Source organism: Nonomuraea sp. SYSU D8015 (genome assembly GCF_008065375.1).
GTDB lineage: Bacteria > Actinomycetota > Actinomycetes > Streptosporangiales > Streptosporangiaceae > Nonomuraea.
Genome location: NZ_VJYI01000001.1, coordinates 1,121,860 through 1,140,586 on the forward strand (window position 1 = coordinate 1,121,860; position 18,727 = coordinate 1,140,586).

General features: G+C 70.8%; 16 protein-coding genes and 3 tRNA genes. 11 read left to right on the plus strand and 8 right to left on the minus strand.

Annotated features, from left to right (window positions below; translation table 11 throughout):
• Nucleotides 1-6 precede the first annotated feature (6 nt).
• The 4 genes from ID574_RS07260 to ID574_RS07275 form a co-directional block, all read right to left on the minus strand.
• Nucleotides 7-81, minus strand: a tRNA-Val gene (locus tag ID574_RS07260).
• 1 nt (nucleotide 82) lies between these two features.
• Nucleotides 83-156: transfer RNA gene (locus tag ID574_RS07265), tRNA-Cys, on the minus strand.
• A 17-nt stretch (nucleotides 157-173) separates the two neighbouring features.
• Nucleotides 174-245, minus strand: a tRNA-Gly gene (locus ID574_RS07270).
• Nucleotides 246-284: 39 nt separating this feature from the next.
• The gene (locus ID574_RS07275; RefSeq protein ID WP_188187917.1) at nucleotides 285-920 is read right to left on the minus strand and encodes an ACT domain-containing protein; all 636 of its coding nucleotides are present in this window, start codon (nucleotides 918-920) and stop codon (nucleotides 285-287) included.
• Nucleotides 921-1,002: 82 nt separating this feature from the next.
• Between ID574_RS07275 and dusB the strand changes: the two genes are divergently transcribed.
• Nucleotides 1,003-2,112, plus strand: coding sequence for a tRNA dihydrouridine synthase DusB (gene dusB, locus ID574_RS07280; RefSeq protein ID WP_223166445.1), 1,110 nt, complete (start codon nucleotides 1,003-1,005; stop codon nucleotides 2,110-2,112).
• 68 nt (nucleotides 2,113-2,180) lie between these two features.
• Here the strand turns inward: dusB and ID574_RS07285 are convergent, their stop codons facing one another.
• A complete protein-coding gene (locus tag ID574_RS07285; RefSeq protein WP_188187918.1) occupies nucleotides 2,181-2,960 on the minus strand; it encodes a phytanoyl-CoA dioxygenase family protein in 780 nt (259 codons plus the stop codon).
• A gap of 56 nt (nucleotides 2,961-3,016) precedes the next feature.
• Between ID574_RS07285 and ID574_RS07290 the strand changes: the two genes are divergently transcribed.
• Both ID574_RS07290 and ID574_RS07295 read left to right on the plus strand, forming a co-directional pair.
• Complete coding sequence (locus ID574_RS07290) at nucleotides 3,017-3,892, plus strand: helix-turn-helix domain-containing protein (protein ID WP_223166446.1); 876 nt, start codon at nucleotides 3,017-3,019, stop codon at nucleotides 3,890-3,892.
• A gap of 171 nt (nucleotides 3,893-4,063) precedes the next feature.
• Nucleotides 4,064-4,216 carry a hypothetical protein gene (locus ID574_RS07295; protein ID WP_188187920.1) on the plus strand — a complete coding sequence of 51 codons (153 nt, stop codon included), beginning with the start codon at nucleotides 4,064-4,066 and terminating at the stop codon, nucleotides 4,214-4,216.
• Here the strand turns inward: ID574_RS07295 and ID574_RS07300 are convergent.
• Nucleotides 4,206-5,360: an ROK family transcriptional regulator gene (locus tag ID574_RS07300; protein ID WP_188187921.1), complete on the minus strand. Its 1,155-nt coding sequence runs from the start codon at nucleotides 5,358-5,360 to the stop codon at nucleotides 4,206-4,208. The two genes, ID574_RS07295 and ID574_RS07300, sit on opposite strands and share 11 nt — an antisense overlap.
• Before the next feature lie 125 nt (nucleotides 5,361-5,485).
• On the opposite strand from ID574_RS07300, the gene ID574_RS07305 reads away from it, so the two are divergent.
• Genes ID574_RS07305 through ID574_RS07335 form a run of 7 tightly spaced genes read left to right on the plus strand, consistent with a single transcriptional unit; the run spans nucleotide 5,486 to nucleotide 14,953 of the window.
• A complete protein-coding gene (locus ID574_RS07305; protein WP_188187922.1) occupies nucleotides 5,486-6,787 on the plus strand; it encodes a glycoside hydrolase family 36 protein in 1,302 nt (433 codons plus the stop codon).
• Nucleotides 6,784-7,716, plus strand: a complete 933-nt coding sequence (locus tag ID574_RS07310) for a carbohydrate ABC transporter permease (protein WP_223166447.1) — start codon at nucleotides 6,784-6,786, stop codon at nucleotides 7,714-7,716. Before ID574_RS07305 ends, ID574_RS07310 begins: the two co-directional genes overlap by 4 nt.
• A gap of 6 nt (nucleotides 7,717-7,722) precedes the next feature.
• A complete protein-coding gene (locus ID574_RS07315; protein ID WP_188187924.1) occupies nucleotides 7,723-8,532 on the plus strand; it encodes a carbohydrate ABC transporter permease in 810 nt (269 codons plus the stop codon).
• 14 nt (nucleotides 8,533-8,546) lie between these two features.
• Nucleotides 8,547-9,842, plus strand: a complete 1,296-nt coding sequence (locus ID574_RS07320) for an ABC transporter substrate-binding protein (protein ID WP_188187925.1) — start codon at nucleotides 8,547-8,549, stop codon at nucleotides 9,840-9,842.
• Nucleotides 9,843-9,851: 9 nt separating this feature from the next.
• A complete protein-coding gene (locus ID574_RS07325) occupies nucleotides 9,852-11,396 on the plus strand; it encodes an alkaline phosphatase D family protein (protein ID WP_188187926.1) in 1,545 nt (514 codons plus the stop codon).
• A 10-nt stretch (nucleotides 11,397-11,406) separates the two neighbouring features.
• The gene (locus ID574_RS07330) at nucleotides 11,407-13,344 is read left to right on the plus strand and encodes an NPCBM/NEW2 domain-containing protein (RefSeq protein ID WP_188187927.1); all 1,938 of its coding nucleotides are present in this window, start codon (nucleotides 11,407-11,409) and stop codon (nucleotides 13,342-13,344) included.
• A 10-nt stretch (nucleotides 13,345-13,354) separates the two neighbouring features.
• Nucleotides 13,355-14,953 (plus strand): beta-N-acetylhexosaminidase, encoded by a 1,599-nt coding sequence (locus ID574_RS07335; protein WP_188187928.1) that lies wholly within the window; start codon nucleotides 13,355-13,357, stop codon nucleotides 14,951-14,953.
• Here ID574_RS07335 and ID574_RS07340 read toward each other — a convergent pair.
• Nucleotides 14,950-15,444, minus strand: coding sequence for a DUF2087 domain-containing protein (locus ID574_RS07340; RefSeq protein WP_188187929.1), 495 nt, complete (start codon nucleotides 15,442-15,444; stop codon nucleotides 14,950-14,952). The genes ID574_RS07335 and ID574_RS07340 overlap by 4 nt on opposite strands.
• Before the next feature lie 17 nt (nucleotides 15,445-15,461).
• On the opposite strand from ID574_RS07340, the gene ID574_RS07345 reads away from it, so the two are divergent.
• On the plus strand, nucleotides 15,462-16,025 hold the full coding sequence (locus ID574_RS07345; RefSeq protein WP_188187930.1) for a hypothetical protein: 564 nt from the start codon (nucleotides 15,462-15,464) through the stop codon (nucleotides 16,023-16,025).
• Between the two features lie 128 nt (nucleotides 16,026-16,153).
• Here the strand turns inward: ID574_RS07345 and ID574_RS07350 are convergent, their stop codons facing one another.
• Nucleotides 16,154-18,661: a DEAD/DEAH box helicase gene (locus ID574_RS07350; RefSeq protein ID WP_188188347.1), complete on the minus strand. Its 2,508-nt coding sequence runs from the start codon at nucleotides 18,659-18,661 to the stop codon at nucleotides 16,154-16,156.
• Between the last annotated feature and the right edge of the window lie 66 nt (nucleotides 18,662-18,727).

Sequence of the window (18,727 nt, forward strand, 5' to 3'; positions counted from 1 at the left end):
CTGATGTGGTGGACGATACTGGGATTGAACCAGTGACCTCTTCCGTGTCAGGGAAGCGCTCTCCCGCTGAGCTAATCGTCCGTGGAGGTGGCGACGGGATTTGAACCCGTGTGGACGGCTTTGCAGGCCGCTGCCTCGCCTCTCGGCCACGCCACCGAGTCAAACCCACTCCGAGCGGAAGACGGGATTCGAACCCGCGACCCTCACCTTGGCAAGGTGATGCTCTACCACTGAGCCACTTCCGCGTTGCTTCAATAACTCTAGCGGGTTTTCCGACCGGATGCTCACTTACGGAGCTGGCGGGCCACACTCCGCTCCGTGGCGGGCAGGCTGAGGAAGATCTCGAGGATCCTGGTGAGGCGGTGGACCTCGATGCGGTGGAAGGCCGGACCCTCCGAGCGGGCCAGGACGAGACCGAGCGCCAGCGGCGGCAGCGGGGCGTGGATGATGTGCAGACCGCCCTCGAGCGTCAGGGCCGTGGGGCGGGCGGGCATCTCCTCCGGGACGGCGAGCTCCTGCGGGGCGCGCCAGCTGGCGTACAGGACGCGGTTGTCGGCCGTGGTGGCGGCCCAGTCGGCGCTGAAGAGCACGGGGAGCGAGTCGACGAGCGTGGTCAGGGCCCGGTCGCCCGCCGTCGTGATGTATTTGAGTATCTCCAGCTCGGGGTAGGTGCCGGGGGCCTCGCGAGTCGTCCAGACGCCCTCCACGTGCACGCCCTGGACGCCTTCCAGGCTCTTGGCCAGAGCCTGCCGTGGCGTGCTGTCGGGACAGAAGATCGTGATGTCGTCCAGGGCGGCGCCGGCGCCCCGGTCGAGGACGGTGACCTGCGTGATGTCGGCCCCCGCCGCGCCCAGCACCTTGGTCACCTGCGCCAGGGAACCCGGTCTGTCGGGCAGCGTCAGGCGTACTCGAAGAAGCATCCATCCCCCTCCACCGAAGATCCCGATCACCAGCTTATCCGCGAATACCGGTTGCGGGCCGACCTGCGCTACAACTGACGGGGTGAAGATTGGGCCGATTGGGGTGTGGCCGCCGGTGGTGCTGGCGCCGATGGCGGGCATCACGAACGCGCCGTTCCGGGTGCTGTGCCGGGAGCAGGGCGCGGGGCTGTTCGTGTGCGAGATGATCACTACGCGCGGGCTGGTCGAGCGCAACCCCAAGACGCTCAGGATGATCAGGTTCGCCGAGTCCGAGAAGCCCCGGAGCATCCAGCTGTACGGGGTGGACCCCGACGTCGTGGGGCGGGCGGTCAAGATGATCGCCGAGGAAAACGTGGCCGATCACATCGATCTCAACTTCGGGTGCCCGGTGCCCAAGGTGACCCGGCGCGGGGGCGGCTCCGCGCTGCCGTACAAACGGGATCTGCTGCGGCGGATCCTGCGGCAGGCGGTGGCTAACGCGGGCGCGCTGCCCGTGACGATGAAGATGCGCAAGGGCATCGACGACGATCACCTGACCTACCTGGACGCGGGGCGGATCGCCGCCGAGGAGGGCCTGGCCGCGGTCGCGCTGCACGCCCGTACGGCGAAGCAGCACTACGGCGGGGTCGCCGACTGGGAGGCCATCGCCCGGCTGAAGGAGGCCGTGCCGGAGATCCCCGTGCTCGGCAACGGCGACATCTGGTGCGCCGACGACGCGCTGCGGATGGTGGCGCGCACCGGGTGCGACGGCGTGGTGGTCGGGCGGGGGTGCCTGGGCCGGCCCTGGCTGTTCAAGGATCTGGACAACGCGTTCAACGGCAGCCCCGAGCGGGCCCGGCCGACGCTCGGCGAGGTGGCCGCGATGATGGCCAGGCACGCCGAGGGGCTGACCGAGTGCTTCGACGTCGAACGCTACGGGGTGGCGGACTTCCGCAAGCACGTCGGGTGGTATTTGAAGGGCTTCACGGTCGGCGCCGAGCTGCGGCGGGAGCTGGCGACGGCGGAGTCGCTCGCCGCGTTACGCGCGGGGCTGGCGAAGCTGGAGCACGACCAGCCGTGGCCGCCCAACACGGACACGCCGCGGGGGAAGTCCGGCGAGCGGTCCAAGGTGCACCTGCCGGACGGGTGGCTGGACGACCCGTGGGACGGCGCGGTGCTGCAGGAGGCCGAGTCCGACATATCCGGCGGCTGACGCCACCGCGCCTCGCCGATTCCGACGTATCCGGCGGCTGATCCGCGCCCGGACCACCGTTCCTGCGGCTAGTGAGGCCCGCTCACCTCCGTGCCGCAGGGGCCGCCGCCGGTGGCGTGCTGCAGCTTCACGGGCTCGCCCGACATGGTGAGCGTCGGGTAGTACTCGGCGATGCGTTCGGCGGAGCGGCCGACGTAGTGGCAGATGAAGCTGCGCCTGAAGCGGTCGGTCGTGCTGTTCGGCTCGGAGCCGTGCACCAGGCTGCCGTTGAAGAACAGCACGTCCCCGGGGTTCATGTCGACGGGCACCTTCTCCAGCCCGGGCGGCGGCGGGACGTACTCGCGGGTGAAGGAGACGTCCTGGTCGGCCTCCTCGGGGCAGAACAGGTCCATGCGGTGCGTGCCGGGCACCACCTCGAGGCCGCCGTTGGCCCGGTCCACGCGGTCGAGCGCGACCCACGCGGCCACGCACGTGCCCGGCTCGACCCGGAGGTAGAAGTTGTCCTGGTGCAGCGCCTGGCCCCTGGCGCCCGGCGGCTTGAAGTAGAACATGCTCTGGGCTGCTATCGGCTCCTCGCCCAGGAGGTCGCGGAGTATCGCGGCGATGCGGGAGTCGAGCAGATACCGCAGGGCCAGGTCGTTCACCTGATGAGGATGCATGATCCGCGGGTAGTCGCGGAGGATGTCGTACGGCTTGCCCGGCTCCTGCGGCGTGGGGGAGAAATGCCCGGGGATCGGCCCTCTGGCGTGCAGGGCCATGAACTCGTCGCGCAGCGCGGCGACCTCTTCCTGCGCGAGGAGCCCGGGCACCAGCAGGTAGCCCTGATCATGGAAGTCGTTGAGCCTCATGTCATTCACGCTAAGGAGCGGGGTCGGGTAACGGTATGCCTGTGATTGCTGAGGACATGTCCATTCCTGCTGCCGAGCTGACGATCGTGGGCCACTACGACAAGCCGGCCGGGTACGGGACGCGCCGCCCTGCCGGGTCGCCGAGCTGGCTGCTGATGTGGACGCAGGCGGGCGCGGGGCTCGTGGCGCAGGGCGGCGCGTCGTACGAGGTCGGGACGGGGGACATGGTGGTGCTGGGTTCGGGGGTGGCGCAGCACTACCGGGTGGCGCCGGGGGCCGGGTGGTGGCGGTTCTGGTGGGTGCACTTCCAGCCGCGGGCGTCGTGGGCGGTGTGGCTGGGGCCGTACGCGCGGGGCGATGGATACCACTTCGTCCCGCGGGTGCCGGAAGCGCTGCACGAGCGGATCGACCAGGCGTTGGGGCGGGCGCTGCGGGACGCCCGCTGGGTGCCGCCCGCCGCACCCGCTCCGGGGCGGGACATGCCGACGCCCGCCGTCGTCGTGGCCGGGCCGGCGCGGGAGCTGGTGCTGGGGGCCGTCGAGGAGGCGCTGGTGCTGGCCACCGCCTCCGCGCGGCCCGAGGGGGCGCGGCAGTCCGGGGAAGGGGACGAGCGGGTACGCCGGGTGCTCGCGCTGATCGCCGCTGAGCCCGGCGCGCCGCACTCCGTCGCCTCGCTCGCCCGCGCGGTCGCGCTCTCGCCGTCCCGGCTGGCGCACCTGTTCGCCGCGGAGACCGGCCAGTCGCCCATGCAGGCGGTCCGGCTGGCCAGGGTGCGGCACGCCGCGAGCCTCCTGGAGGTGACCGACATGGACGTCGGCCAGGTGGCGGCGGCATCCGGCTTCGTCAGCCCGTTCCACTTCAGCCGGGCCTTCAAACGGGAGTACGGCCTGCCGCCCCGCGACTACCGCGCCCGCCTCCGCGCGGAGTCGTGACGGGTCCCGGGCACGAGGCGTGGACCGGCCACAGCACCGCCGACACACACCCCACTCCAGCTCCCGCCGGCCTGGCACGCGTGGTCGCCCCCGGTTGGCGGTGACGGCGCACTGCTGGACGCCGACCTCTCGAACCGGTCGCGGCGGCCTGCCGACGGCGGGCTCGAAGGCATGTTCGCCGACCTGCGCCTGGCATCGCGGCGCTCCGCCGGGGGCGCAGAGGTGCGCGACCTCCGCGGGCGCGGCCCGGTGCTGATGGCGAGCCTGTTCGCCAGGCCGGAGACAGTGAGCGGGGCCGTCACGGCCTCGCCGGTCAGCGGGTGACCGGGAGCGGGCCCTTGTCCGGGGTGAAGAGCTGGTCGTCCAGGTGGTCGACGGCGTACTCGATCGCCCCGGCCACCACGCACTCGTCCCCCAGCGTGGAGGCGCGGACCTCCGGCATGCGCATGCACACCCGCTCCAGCCTGTCCCGCAGCCGCCCGAGCAGCACGTCGGCCGAGCGGGAGAAGCCTCCGCCCAGGACCACCATCTGCGGATCCAGGATGAGCGTCATCGCGGCCGTGCCCACCGCGAGGTCGTCCACATACCGCTCGACGGCCTCGATCGCGACCGGGTCGCCGTTCCTGGCGGCGGCGAGGGTGAAGCCGGCGGCGTCCTCCGGCGGGGTGCCCTCCGGCACGCAGGCGCAGGTGTTCAGATGTTCGGGGGCGTCGAACCACCGGGACTCCGGGAGCATCGCGATCTCGCCGGCCGCCGCGCCGAACCCCCTGTGCACCTTCCCGCCGATGATCAGCCCGGCCCCCATGCGCCGCCCGACGTGCAGGAACACCACGTCCCTGGCCCCCCGGGCGACGCCGCGCCGGGTTTCGGCCATGGCGGCCAGGCGGCTGTCGTTCTCGATCAGCACCTGGCAGGGGAAGATCTCGCGCAGCTTGCCCGCCAGGTCCAGATCCCGCCAGGCGGGGACGGCGGCGGAGTAGATGACGCGGCCCTCGACGTCGATCACGCCGATCGTGCCGACCGCGACGGTCCAGACGTCGGCGACCGTCGTACGGCTGAGCGCCAGGCACCCCGACACGGCCCGCTCGATCGCCGCCAGCCGCTCCTCGAGCGGGGCGTCGGGCAGGACCGGCTGCCGGGTCTCGGCGAGGATCTCGCCGTCGAGGTCGGACAGCGCGGCGCGGATGTTGTGGCCTCCTATGTCGACGCCGACCAGGTAGCCGCTGTCGGCGCGGAAGCGGTAGCGGCGGGCGGGCCGGCCCATCGTGCCGGGGTTCGGCGGCACCTCCTCCACCCACCCCAGCTCCATGAGCTCGTCGGCCACCTCTTTCATGGAGGGCCGCGAGAGGCCGGTCCGCTCGGCGAGCGCCGACAGGGTGAGCGGTCCCGCCCTGCGCAGTGCCCGGATGGCGGTCAGCGAGTTGAGCTGCCGCAGCCGTGACAGGTCGCCGCCGCGTAGGTCCGCCATCGCCGTCCTTAACGTAGGTGTCCTCTGTTATTCGCCATTATGCCACCGCACGAGCCGTTGACCACCAATCAAAGCCGGTGCTACTAATGAAGCGCTCCTTCGTAAGTCGAGAGGAATGAGGACTGATGTCGTTCGCGGACATCGGCGAGACCACGTACGTCCCCGGCCGGGCGCGGGTGTTCGAGCACGGCTGGCAGTCGTGGAGCCCCACGGGCGCCTATCGCCTGGGGGAGACGCCGCCCCGGCCCGCCGACGAGACGATCCAGATCCTCGCCTACCGCCCCGGGACGCCGGTCCCCGACGGGGTCTTCCAGGGGGAGGGGCTGCTGGCGATCGAGCCTGGCGACGGCTCCGTCGAGCTGTGGTCGGCGCCGGGCCCGGGCCAGGTGCCGTCGATCAGGGCGCGCGAGGAGCGCGGCCGTCTGGTGGTCTCCGCCGACGGCCCGGTACGCCACCACCGCGCCGAAGCCGGCCTGGACCGGGCCCTGCGCGACTGGGCCGACACCATGGCCGAGCCCAGACGGTTCCCCGCGATCCCGCCCATGTGGTGCACCTGGTACGGCTACTGGGACAAGGTCACCGACGCCGACGTCATCGAGAACCTCGAACTGGCCGCGCGGCACGGGCTCCCCGCCGACATGTTCCTCATCGACGACGGCTACGAGGCCGAGATCGGCGACTGGCTGGTGGGACGGCCCGGCTTCGGCTCGCTGGAGCGCGCCGTGGACGCCGTCCTCGCGACGGGCCGGCGGGCCGGGATCTGGACGGCGCCGTTCCTGGCCGGGCACCGCAGCCGGATCTTCCGCGAGCATCCCGAGTGGCTGGTCGAAGGCGCGTACGCCGGCCGCATGTGGAACCAGGAGCTGGCCGTGCTCGACGTCACGCACCCGGGCGCGGCCGAGCACCTGGTGCACGTGTTCCGGACGTTCCGCGCGATGGGGATCACCCACTTCAAGCTCGACTACCTGTACGCGGGCGCGCTGGCGGGCAGGCGGCACGAGGACCTCGACCCGATATCCGCGTACCGGCGAGGGCTGGAGCTGGTCCGCGAGGGCGCCGGGGACGGGGCAACGCTGCACGGGTGCGGAGCACCGATGCTGCCCAGCATCGGCCTGGTCGACGTCATGAGGGTCAGCCCCGACATCGCGCCCACCCTGCTGCCCAGGTCGGGGGACATCAGCCAGCCGTCGCAGCTCGGCGCCCGCCTCACGGGGGCGGCGCGGGAGTTCCTGCACGCCCGGTGGTGGGTGAACGACCCGGACTGCATCATCCTGCGGCCCGAGGTGGAGGCCAGGGAGGAGTGGGCGGCGCACCTCGCCGGCACGGGCGGGCTGCGCGGGGCGAGCGACCCCATCGCGGCGCTGGACGCATGGGGCCTGGAGACGACCAGGCGGCTGATGGTGCCGACCGCCACGGAGCCGTCGTGACCAGCCACGCCGCCGACGCGCGCCTGCCGGCGGCCGCCGGGCCCGGGCGGCGGAGGAGACGGGGGAGAGGGTGGCAGGCGTACCTGTTCATCGGGCCCAGCCTCTTCGGCGTCGTGGCGTTCCTGCTGCTCCCCATGGTCATCGTGCTCGTCCTGAGCCTGTTCGACTGGGAGCTGCTGTCCGCCCCCGAGTTCGTCGGCCTGGACAACTACCGCCGCCTGGCCGCCGACGGCGGGACGTGGCACTCGCTCTGGGTCACGGTCGTCTACGTCCTGCTCTGCATCCCCCTCCAGACCGTCCTGGCCCTCGCCCTGGCGATGCTGCTCAACCAGCGCGTCAAAGGCGTCAGGTTCTACCGGTCGCTGTTCGTGATCCCGTGGATGGCCACGCCGATCGTCCTCGCCCTCATCTGGAACTGGATCTTCGACCCTCGCGACGGCGCGCTCAACAGCGCCCTGGCGCTGGTCGGCGTCACGGGTCCCGACTGGTTGTCCGACCCGGCCTGGGCGCTGCCCGCCGTCGCGCTGGTCAGCATCTGGCAGCACACCGGCTACAACATGCTGTTCTTCCTGGCCGGGCTGCAGGGCGTGCCGAAGGAGCTGTACGACGCGGCCGCCACCGACGGCGCCACCCCGGCGCAGCGCTTCTGGCGGGTGACGCTGCCGCTGCTCAACCCCACGATGTTCTTCGTCACGGTGACCAACCTCATCGGCGCCTTCCAGGTGTTCGACACCGTCTACGCGATGACCGACGGCGGCCCGAGCGGGAGCACCGAGGTGCTCAACTTCCGGATCTACCAGACCGCGTTCAAGGAGTTCGACTTCGGCTACGCGGCCACGCTGTCGACGCTGCTGTTCGCGGTGATCTTCCTGGTGACGATGGCGCAGGTCAGGTTCTTCGGCAAGCGCACCACCTACGACCTGAGCTGAGAGACCATGGTCAAGCGAATCCTGCTCTACGCCGCGCTCGCGATCGGCGCGTTCCTTTCGGTCTTCCCGTACCTGCTGGTGGTGCTGACCGCGTTGAAGTCGCAGGCGCAGCTCACATCCACCGCGCCGTGGCTGCCCGGCCTGCCGCCGACCGCGGACAACCTCGCCAGGATGCTCGCCGGGGACTTCCCGCGCTATGTGCTCAACACGGCCCTGATGACGGCGCTGCTGACGGCCGGGCAGCTGGTGTTCACGACGTTCGCCGCCTACGCCTTCGCGCGGCTGCGCTTCCGCGGCAGGGACGTGCTGTTCTGGCTGTACGTGGCCACGATGATGGTTCCGAGCGCCGTCACCATGATCCCGCTGTTCCTCATCATGCGGGAGCTGGACCTGGTCAACACCTGGTACGGCCTGCTCGCCCCGTACATCCTCGGCACGCCGTACGGGATCTTCCTGATGCGGCAGTTCTTCAAGAGTCTGCCCGCCGGGCTGGAGGAGGCGGCGCGGATCGACGGGGCGGGGGCGCTGACGATCCTGCTCCGGGTCCTGCTGCCGCTCTGCCGGCCGGCGCTCGGCACGCTGGCGATCATCACGGTGATCTCGTCGTGGAACAGCTTCCTCTGGCCGCTGATCATCACCAGCGGAGAGGACACCAAGGTGATCACCGTCGCGATCGCCACGCTCAAGGACGGCATCGGCGTCGACTATCACCTCATGATGGCCGGCAGCCTGATCGCGCTGGTGCCCATGGTGGCCGTCTTCGTCTTCTTCCAGAAGCACATCGTCAGGTCCGTGGTCCTCACGGGCCTCAAATAAGAAGAGGTCAGCGAATGTTGAAATCCCCCCGGATTCGCTGGGCCGGAGCGCTGCTCGGCGCCGCCATGCTCGTCGCCGGATGCGGCTCGTCAGGTGGGTCGGACAAGGTCACGTTGACGTACCGGCTCTGGGACGACCAGCAGAAGGCCGGCTACGAGAAGGTCATGGCGGCCTTCGAGAAGGCCAACCCCGGCATCGACGTCACGATCGAGCTGCTGCCGTACGACCAGTACTGGACCAAGCTCACCGCCGACGTGGTCGCCGGCACCGCGCCGGACGTGTTCTGGATGACCCCCACCCAGTTCCCCGAGTTCGTCACCAAGGGCGTCCTCGCCCCCGTCCAGCTCGACACCTCGAAATACCATCAGACCGTCGTCGGCTCGTTCACCTACCAGGGCAAGCTGTACGGCGTCCCCAAGGACTGGGGCATCGTCGGCCTGCTCTACAACAAGGACCTGTTCGAGAAGGCCGGCGTGGAGATGCCGGACAAGCTGACCTGGACGGCCGACGGCACCGGCACCCTGCTCGACACGGCGCGCAAGCTCACCGTCGACGAGGCCGGCAAGCACCCCGGCGAGGCCGGCTTCGACCCCGCCAAGGTCAAGACGTACGGCTTCGGGTCCTGGAACCACTACCAGACCCAGTGGATGAACTGGATCAGCTCGAACGGCGGCAAGCTCGTCGACAAGCCCTTCGGCAAGTACGCCTTCAACGACCCGGCCTCGGTGCAGGCCCTGCAGTTCGGCGTGGACCTCGTCAACAAGCACCACGTGTCCCCGCCGGCCACCCAGACGAACCCGCCCACCGGCAAGATCACCGACATGTTCAAGGCGGGCCAGATCGCGATGTTCCCCGCCAACAACGCGCTGCTGCCGTTCGTGGCCCCGGAGGCCACGTTCGAGCTGGGCGTCGCCCCGATGCCGGAGGGCCCGGCCGGCCGCTCGGTCAACCTCAACGGCCTGGCCGAGGCCGTCTACGCCAAGAGCGAGCACCCGCAGGAGGCCATGAAGCTGGCCGCCTACCTGGGCACCGAGGAGCCGCAGAAGATCATGGCCGACGGCGGCTACGTCTTCCCCGCGCGGGACGGCCTCGCCCAGGGCTACGTCGACTACTGGAAGTCCAAGAAGATCGACGTCTCGCCGTTCCTGGCCGAGTCGGAGGGATCGACCTTCCCGCTGCCGATCACCACCGGATTCACGGGCTTCGAGACGAAGCTCAACCAGATCTTCAACGAGATGTACCTCGGCAAGCTCACCCCGAAGCAGGCCGCCGACCAGGCCGTCGCCGAGGGCAACGCCACACTCGAGTAAGGACCCCCGATGATCACCCGGCGTTCCCTGTTCGCCGGGGGCGCGAGCCTGGGCCTGTCCGCCGCACTGGGTGCCGAACCCGTGCGCGCGGCGGCCCGCCGCGCCCCTCTGTCCGACCCGTTCCAGCTCGGCGTCGCCTCCGGCGAGCCCACGCCCGACGGCGTGGTGTTATGGACGCGGCTCGCCATGGACCCGATCGCCCCCGACGGACTCGGCGGCATGCCGAGCCGTCCCGTCCCCGTCGAATGGCAGCTCGCCAAAGACGAAAATTTCCGGCATGTCGTACGCCGCGGTGTCGAGCTCGCTCGCCCCGACGCCGCCCACAGCGTCCACGTCGAGCTCTCGGGCCTCGCCCCGGGCGCCGAGTACTTCTACCGCTTCAAGGCCGGCAACGAGCTCAGCCCGGCCGGCCGCACCCTCACCGCTCCCGCCCCGGGCACGCGCAGCCGACCGCTGAACCTGTCGTTCACCTCGTGCGCCGACTACCAGGCCGGCTGGTTCACGCCGTACCGCAGGATGGCCGAGGACCAGCCCGACCTGATCGCCTTCCTCGGCGACTACATCTACGAGTACGGCGACTACAAGTACCCGGTCCGCGACCAGGCCGGCGGCGAGTGCCTGGACCTGGCCGGATACCGGCTGCGCCACGCCCAGCACAAGGCCGACCCCGAGTCGCAGCTGGCCCACGCCATCGCGCCGTGGGTCGTGGTGTGGGACGACCACGACATCGAGAACGCCTGGGCCGGCGACGTGCCGGAGCAGCCCGACCCCCCGTTCCTCAAGCGCCGCGCCGACGCCTTCCAGGCGTACTACGAGAACATGCCGCTGCGCCGCGCCCAGAAGCCCGACGGCTCGTCGCTCCGGCTCTACCGCAGCATCCGCTGGGGCGCGGTGGCCAACCTGCACCTGCTCGACACCCGCCAGTACCGCGACCTGTACGCCTGCACGGGTAAGAGCGGCACGGTCGGCCCCGACTGCCTCGACCGCTTCGCGCCCAACCGGACGCTTCTCGGCCGCGACCAGGAGGCCTGGCTGGACGGCGAGCTGCGGCGTTCCCGCGCCACGTGGGACCTGCTCGGCCAGCAGGTCTTCTTCATGGAGATGGACTGGGCCAACGGCGAGGGCAAGGGCTACTCCAACGAGGGCTGGGACGGCTACGTCGCCTCCCGCGACCGCCTCACCGCCGCCTTCGACACCTACAGGCGCAACGCCGTCGTGCTCACCGGCGACGTGCACTCCCACTGGGCCGGCGAGATCAAGCGCGACTATCGGGACGCCGAGTCGAAGTCCGTCGCCGTCGAACTCGTCACCACCTCCGTGACCAGCGCCGGCAACGGCCTGGACGAGTACCCCAACACGCAGGTCCTGCTGAACGAGAACCCGCACGTGAAGTTCTTCAACGGCCGCCGCGGCTACGTCCGCACCCGGCTCACCCAGCGGGAGATGAAGGTCGACTTCCGCTCGCTGTCGCGGATCACCGAGCCCTACGCCCCCGCCTACACCTCCGGCTCGTTCGTCATCGAGCCGGGCAGCCCTCGACTCAACTCCGCCTGACAGGACCGCCATGCGCACGATCACGGCCGCCGCCGCGGCGGCCCTCCTCGTCCTGCCCTTCGTCCCGTTGGCCAGCGCCGCCGACGCGGCGTCGGGACCCCCGATGGGCTGGAGCAGCCGCTCGCTCGGCTGCTCGGTCTCCGAGGCGTCGGTGCGGAAGGCCGCCGACGCCATGGCCGCCCTCGTCCCGGCCGGCTACCGGTACGTCATCGTCGACGACTGCTGGCTGGCCCCGCAACGCAGCGGCGGCGCCCTCGCCCCCGACCCCGGCCGTTTCCCCGGCGGGATCAAGGCCCTGGCCGACTACGTGCACGGCAAGGGCATGAAACTCGGCCTCAGCCTGTCGGCCGGCACCAAGGCCTGCGCGGGCGGCGGTCCCGGCTCGTACAAGAGCGAGGCCGCCGACGCCGCCCAGGTCAAGGAGTGGGGCGTCGACTACGTCAAGTACGACTGGTGCTCCATCCCCACCGCCGACTTCCCCGGCCAGAACGTCCAGCAGATCGCCCAGACCCTCTACCCGCGCATGCGCCAGGCCCTCGGCGACGACGTCGTGTTCGCCATGAACAATGAGGACGGCAGCACCGTGCCCTGGCTGTGGGGCAAGGACGCGGGCGCCACCACCTGGCGCACCAACGTCTACAACCGGCCCATCCCCGACTCCTACGCGACCATGGTCGACATCTGGGAGTTCAACCAGCTCAGGGCCGAGTACGCGGGCCAGGGCAGCTGGGCCGACCCCGACCTGATCCAGGCCGGGCGCGGCGGGATGACCGACACCGAATACCGCACCCAGGTCACGCTCTGGGCCATGGGCGCGGCCCCGCTCGTCCTGCAGGCCGACCCGGCGGCCGCGCCGGCGGCGATCGTGGCCGACCCCGAGGTGATCGCCGTCGACCAGGACCCCCTCGGCGCCCACGGCCGGTTCGTGAAGACCGACGGCTGGTACCACGTGCTGTCGAAGCCCCTCGCGAACGGCGACCGGGCGATCGCGCTGTTCAACGAGAGCGACCGCGCGGCCACGATCTCCACCACGCTCGGCCGCTCCCGCTACCGGGTCGAGGACCTGTGGACCGGCGCGGTGTCCTCCACCTCGGGCGAGCTGGCCGCCCAGGTGCCCGCGCACGCGGCCCTGCTCTTCCGGGTAGCCGAGAGCCGCGAGCAGGCGCCGCCGCTGGTGACGTTCGAGGCCGACCCGCCGAAGTTCCCCGGCGACGACCGCCCGTCGGTGCTGGAGCCGGGCAGGACCGGCGAGATCGTCACCCGGGTCACCAACACGGGCGCCACCGCGCGGCTGCGCGACGTCGAGGTCACGGCGTCCGCCCCGCAGGGATGGCAGATCGCCGCCCGCACCCCCGCCAGGACCGGGCGGCTCGACGGCGGCGAGACCTTCACCGTGACGTGGGCCGTCACCCCGCCCGCCGACGCCGCGCCGGGGAACCACCAGGTGACCTTCGCCCAGGGCGACCGGACCGCCACGGCCGTCGTGACCGTCGCCACCGCGCCGGGGCCGGGCCGGACCTTCCTCAGCGACGTGGCCTGGACCAGCGCCAGGAACCACTTCGGCCCGGTCGAGAAGGACACCAGCAACGGCGAGCGCGCGGCGGGCGACGGCCGCCCGATCACCGTCGAGGGCGTCCGGTACGCCAAGGGCCTCGGCGCCCACGCGCCCGCCGACATCGAGTACTACACCGCCGGCCGCTGCTCGACGGTCGAGTTCCAGGCCGGGATCGACGACGAGGTCGGCACGGCCGGATCCGCCGGGTTCGAGGTCTGGGCCGACGGCGGCCGGGTGGCCTACTCGGGCCTGCTCACCGGCGCCATGCCCGCCCGCAAGGTCACCGCGTCCATCGAGGGCGCCCGGTTCGTCCGGCTGGTCGCGACCAACGGCGGCGACAACGCCACCTCCGACCACGTCGACTTCGCCGACGCCACCATCACCTGCAAGTAGAAGGAGATCCGTGATCGTTCCCAAGCCCGTCAAGCACGAGTCCAGGCCGGGCTCGTTCGTCCTCGACAGCCGCACCTCGCTCGCCGCCGATCCCGAGTTGAGCGAGGTGGCCGCCTGGCTGCGCGGCGAGCTGGCCCCTCTCACCGGCGGCGAGCTGCTGCCGGGACCGGGCTCGGGAACGATCACCCTCGCCCTCGGCGACCTGCCCCCGGAGGCCTACCGGCTGACCGTCGGACCGCAGGTCCAGATCGTCGCGGGCGGCCCTGCCGGGGCCTTCTACGGAGCCCAGACGTTCCGGCAGCTGCTCCCTGCCGCCGCCTTCAGGAAGGCCGCCAGAGGGCCTTTCACGGTGCCCGGCGCGTACGTCGAGGACGCGCCGCGGTTCCGGTGGCGCGGATGCCTTCTCGACGTCGCCCGGCATTTCATGACCAAGCATGACGTGCTGCGCTTCATCGACCTGCTGGCCCTCCACAAGCTCAACGTGCTGCACCTGCACCTCACCGACGACCAGGGCTGGCGGATCGAGATCCGCCGCTACCCCAGGCTCACCGAGGTCGGGGCGTGGCGCAGGGAGAGCCAGACCGGCTGGAACGGCGCCATGGACGGCCGCCCGCACGGCGGCTACTACACCCAGGACGACATCAGGGAGATCGTCGCCTACGCCGCCCGCCGGCACGTCACGGTCGTCCCCGAGATCGACCTGCCGGGCCACACGCAGGCCGCCATCGCCGCCTACCCCGAGCTGGGCAACCTCGGCACGCCGCTGGAGGTGCGCACGACCTGGGGCGTCGGCGTGAACGTGCTCAACGTCGAGGACACCACGATCGCGTTCTTCAAGAACGTGCTGGACGAGGTGCTGGAGCTGTTCCCCGGCCCGTACGTGTGCGTCGGCGGCGACGAGTGCCGCAAGGACCAGTGGAGGGCCAGCCCGGCAGCCCGGCGCCGCATCGCCGAGCTGGGCCTGCGGGACGAGGAGGAGCTGCAGAGCTGGTTCATCCACCAGTTCGACGCCTACCTGACCGAGCGCGGCCGCAGGCTCGTCGGCTGGGACGAGATCCTCGAAGGCGGCCTGGCGCCCGGCGCGGTGGTCGCCTCCTGGCGCGGCGAGCTGGGCGCGGTGGCCGCCGCCCGGCGCGGCCACGACGTGATCAACTGCTCCAACACGAGCCTCTACCTGGACTACCGGCAGGCGCCGGGGGAGGAGGAGCCGGCGCCGTTCGGGACCGTGCTGACCCTGGAGGACGTCTACGCCTTCGAGCCCGTCCCCGAGGAGCTGCGCGGCGACCCGGCCGCCTCCCGCGTGCTGGGCGCCCAGTGCGGCGTCTGGACAGAGCTGATCGACTCCAGCCGGCGCGTCGACTACATGGCCTTCCCCAGGCTCGCGGCCTTCGCCGAGACGGTGTGGGGCTCCGCCGAGCGGGACCTGGCCGGCTTCCGCGAGCGGCTGGTCGCGCACCTGCCCCGGCTGGACGCGATCGGCGTGGAGTATCGCCGCGCGGAGGGCCCGCTGCCCTGGCAGACCCGGCCGGGTGTGCCGGGGCGGCCTGAGGACCCGGAGCGCTGGCAAGCCAAGATCGACGCCTGGACGAGCAACCTGCGGACGCTCTAAAGGTCCACGGGGCCGCCGCTGCGCCAGTAGACGTTGTCCTCCCTGGACAGCAGGTCCTCGTCCACCAGATAGCGCCGCAGGGCCGCGTAGTCGTCGTGGAAGGCCCGCAGTGCCACGTTGACGTCCTTCTCGGGATAGCGCACCCCGGGCTCGAACACCCTGGCGATGTAACGCAGTACCACGAGCCGCTTGTCGCGGCGCATCGCCAGGGTCGTCAGCCGTCCGTCCACCAGGAACGTGCGCAGCACCCGCTCCTCGGCGCTCAGCTCCTCGGCCGGCTCGGCGCGGGCCCGCATCAGCTCCCTGAACCGCTCGGGCGTGGCCCGCCACTCGCCGCTCTCGTCACGCGCCGCCAGCCCGCCGGCGGCCAGCTTGTGGAGCGTCTTGGGGGAGAGCCCGCCGGCGTCGCCGAGCACCAGGGAGGCGAAGGCCCGCAACGTGTCGTCCTGGTAGAGCAGCCCGAGGACGCGCCTGATCTCTTCGTCGCTCACCCCTACTATTTTGTCCCATGATCGCACTGTTACTGGCGGCCACGATCGCCATCCCGAACAACTTCCTGCTGTACGAGAAGGACGCCGCCAAGAAGGACGACGACCCGGAGACCAACTGGTCGGCCGGCAGCAAGACCTCGGCCCGGCTCGTCGTCAACCCCTGCCAGAAGGCCGGGCTCGGCCAGAGCGGGCGGAAGGCGGCCAGGACGCTCACCTACACGGCGGTCCCCGACTACTCCAAGTCGGAGCAGGTCATCCTCTACTCGTCACCGGCCGGCGCGGGCAAGGCCATGCGTGACCTGGAGGCCGCGGTGCGCGCCTGCGGCACCAAGGCCTACCGCTACTCCGCCGCCGTCGTGGACTACGGCGACAAGGCGCTCAAGATCACGGGCCAGGCCTATCAGGGCAGGAAGGCGGCCGTCGGCGGCGAGCGGGCCCTCGTGACGCGCCGCGCGAACGCCCTGATCGTCTACACCGTGGGCGGCGAGTGGGGCAGGCCCGCCGCCGCCTCCGACTTCAAACAGCAGATCAAGGACACCAGACGCATGCTCGCCAAGGTGTGCACCATCGCCGACTGCTGAAGTCACCAAATGTCTCGATCTTGGGACATTGCCATGACACGACGCCGACGTTGGACGGAAGAAACTGAATCCCAGACAGGCGTGTGCCGGGACGCCCTTGCCAGTCCGTTCCGGCACACGGCTTGTCTTCACAGCCGGTTGAGCCCCTGCACGTGCAGCACGGCCCGGCCCTCCTCGTCCGACGCCGCCAGGTCGACCTGGGCGTCGATGCCCCAGTCGCCGTCGCCGGCCGGATCCTTGATCGTCTGGCGGACCTTCCAGAATCCGCTCTCCTCCTCGATGCGCAGCAGCGCGGGCCCGCGCGCGTCGGCGTCGGTGAAGATCTCCTCGTGGTCGGCGTAGTACGCGTCCAGCGCCGCACCCCAGTCCACGTCCGGAGCGAGCTCCTCCAGCTCCTCCTCCTTCTCCAGGGCGCACAGCTCGACCAGCCGGAACATGGCGTTGCGCACCAGAACGCGGAAGGCGCGCGGATTGGCCGTGACCGGGCGGACCTTGGCCTCGAGCTGCTCCTGCTTCTCCAGCGCCTCGGCCGGGTTGGCCAGCTTCTCCCACTCGTCGATCAGCGAGGAGTCGACCTGCCGGACGAGCTCGCCCAGCCACTCGATGAGGTCGACCAGGTCGTCGGTCTTGAGGTGCTCGGGCACCGTGCGCGACAGCGTCCGGTAGGCGTCGGCTAGGTAACGCAGCACCGTGCCCTCGGAGCGGGCCAGCTCGTAGAACTGGATGTACTCGCTGAACGTCATGGCGCGCTCGAACATGTCGCGCACGACGGACTTCGGGCTGACGGTGTAGTCGCCCACCCACGGGTGGCCGCGGCGGTAGGTCTCGTACGCCCCGAGCAGCAGGTCCTCCAGCGGCATCGGGTACATCACCTCGGTGAGGGCGTCCATCCGCTCCTCGTAGTCGAGGCCGTCGGCCTTCATCTGCGCGACCGCCTCGCCGCGCGCCTTCTTCAGCTGGGCCGACAGGATCTGGCGCGGGTCGTCGAGGATGGCCTCCACGATCGACACGATGTCGAGGGCGTAGCTCGGCGACTCCTGGTCGAGCAGGTCGAAGGCGGCCAGGGCGAACGTCGACAACGCCTGGTTGAGCGCGAAGTCCTCCTGCAGCTCGATGGTCAGCCGGGCCCGCCTGCCCTGCTCGTCGGGCTCCTTGAGCTGCTCGACGATGCCTCCGGCCAGCAGCGACCGGTAGATGGCGATGGCCTGGCTGATGTGCCGCCGCTGCCACTTGCGGTCTTCGTGGTTGTCGGTCAGCAGGTGTTTCATCGCCTGGAAGCAGTCGCCGGGCCGGTTGATGACGGCCAGCAGCATCGCGTTGGTGACCTTGAAGCGCGAGGTGAGCGGCTCCGGCTCGGCCTCCTGCAGCTTCTGGAAGGTCTCCTCGCTCCAGCCGACGAAGCCCTCCGGCGGCTTCTTGCGCGCGTAGCCGCGCCGCCGCTTCGGGTCGTCGCCGATCTTCGCGAGGGCCCTGGCGTTCTCGATGTCGTGCTCGGGCGCCTGGCAGGCGACGTAGCCGATCGTGTCGAAGCCCGCCCGGCCGGCCCGGCCGGCGATCTGGTGGAACTCGCGGGCGCGCAGCCGGCGCACCTTGTTGCCGTCGTACTTCGACAGCGCGGTGAACAGCACCGTCCTGATCGGCACGTTGACGCCGACGCCGAGCGTGTCGGTGCCGCAGATGACCTTGAGCAGGCCCGCCTGGGCCAGCCGCTCCACCAGGCGCCGGTATTTCGGCAGCATGCCGGCGTGATGCACGCCGATGCCGTGGCGGACCAGCCGCGACAGCGCCCGCCCGAACCGGGTCGTGAAGCGGAATCCGCCGATCATCGCGGCGATGGCCTCCTTCTCGGCCTTCGTCGACATATTGATCGACATCAGCGCCTGGGCCCGCTCCATGGCCGCGGCCTGCGTGAAGTGCACGACGTAGACCGGGGCCTGGCCGGTCTTGAGCATCTCCTCCAGCGTCTCGTGGAGCGGGGTCATCCGGTAGGAGTAGACCAGCGGCACGGGCCGCTCGGCGTGCTTGACCACGGACGTCGGCCGGCCGGTGCGGCGGGTCAGGTCGCGCTCGAACATCGACACGTCGCCGAGCGTGGCCGACATGAGGATGAACTGCACCTGCGGCAGCTCCAGCAGCGGCACCTGCCAGGCCCACCCGCGGTCGGGCTCGGCGTAGAAGTGGAACTCGTCCATCACGACCTGGCCGATGTCGGCCCGCGCGCCGTCGCGCAGCGCCACGTTGGCCAGGATCTCGGCCGTGCAGCAGATGATCGGCGCACCCGGGTTGACGCTGGCGTCGCCGGTCATCATGCCGACGTTCTCGGTGCCGAAGACGGCGCACAGGTCGAAGAACTTCTCCGACACCAGCGCCTTGATCGGCGCGGTGTAGAAGGTGCGCACGTCCCGCGTCAGCGCGGTGAAGTGGGCCCCGGCGGCCACCAGCGACTTGCCCGAGCCCGTCGGCGTGGCCAGGATCAGGTTGCTGCCGGAGACGACCTCGATGAGCGCCTCTTCCTGGGCGGGATAGAGGGTGAGCCCCCGTTCGGAGTTCCACTGGACGAAGGCGTCGAAGATGGCGTCCGGATCGGCGTCGATCTCTTCGGGCAGGCGGTCAACGAGTAGGCTCACGCTCCCTATCCTGCCGAAGTTTGCCCGATGGTCGAACCGCTCCCGCGCATCCCGGGTCAACCTGGAGCCCCGGGA

Coding starts and splice junctions, on each gene's coding strand:
- ID574_RS07275 (WP_188187917.1), bottom strand. CDS start 920: ATGCTTCTTCGAGTACGCCTGACGCTGCCCGACAGACCGGGTTCCCTG.
- ID574_RS07285 (WP_188187918.1), bottom strand. CDS start 2,960: ATGAGGCTCAACGACTTCCATGATCAGGGCTACCTGCTGGTGCCCGGG.
- ID574_RS07290 (WP_223166446.1), top strand. CDS start 3,017: ATGTCCATTCCTGCTGCCGAGCTGACGATCGTGGGCCACTACGACAAG.
- ID574_RS07295 (WP_188187920.1), top strand. CDS start 4,064: ATGTTCGCCGACCTGCGCCTGGCATCGCGGCGCTCCGCCGGGGGCGCA.
- ID574_RS07300 (WP_188187921.1), bottom strand. CDS start 5,360: ATGGCGGACCTACGCGGCGGCGACCTGTCACGGCTGCGGCAGCTCAAC.
- ID574_RS07305 (WP_188187922.1), top strand. CDS start 5,486: ATGTCGTTCGCGGACATCGGCGAGACCACGTACGTCCCCGGCCGGGCG.
- ID574_RS07315 (WP_188187924.1), top strand. CDS start 7,723: ATGGTCAAGCGAATCCTGCTCTACGCCGCGCTCGCGATCGGCGCGTTC.
- ID574_RS07320 (WP_188187925.1), top strand. CDS start 8,547: ATGTTGAAATCCCCCCGGATTCGCTGGGCCGGAGCGCTGCTCGGCGCC.
- ID574_RS07325 (WP_188187926.1), top strand. CDS start 9,852: ATGATCACCCGGCGTTCCCTGTTCGCCGGGGGCGCGAGCCTGGGCCTG.
- ID574_RS07330 (WP_188187927.1), top strand. CDS start 11,407: ATGCGCACGATCACGGCCGCCGCCGCGGCGGCCCTCCTCGTCCTGCCC.
- ID574_RS07345 (WP_188187930.1), top strand. CDS start 15,462: ATGATCGCACTGTTACTGGCGGCCACGATCGCCATCCCGAACAACTTC.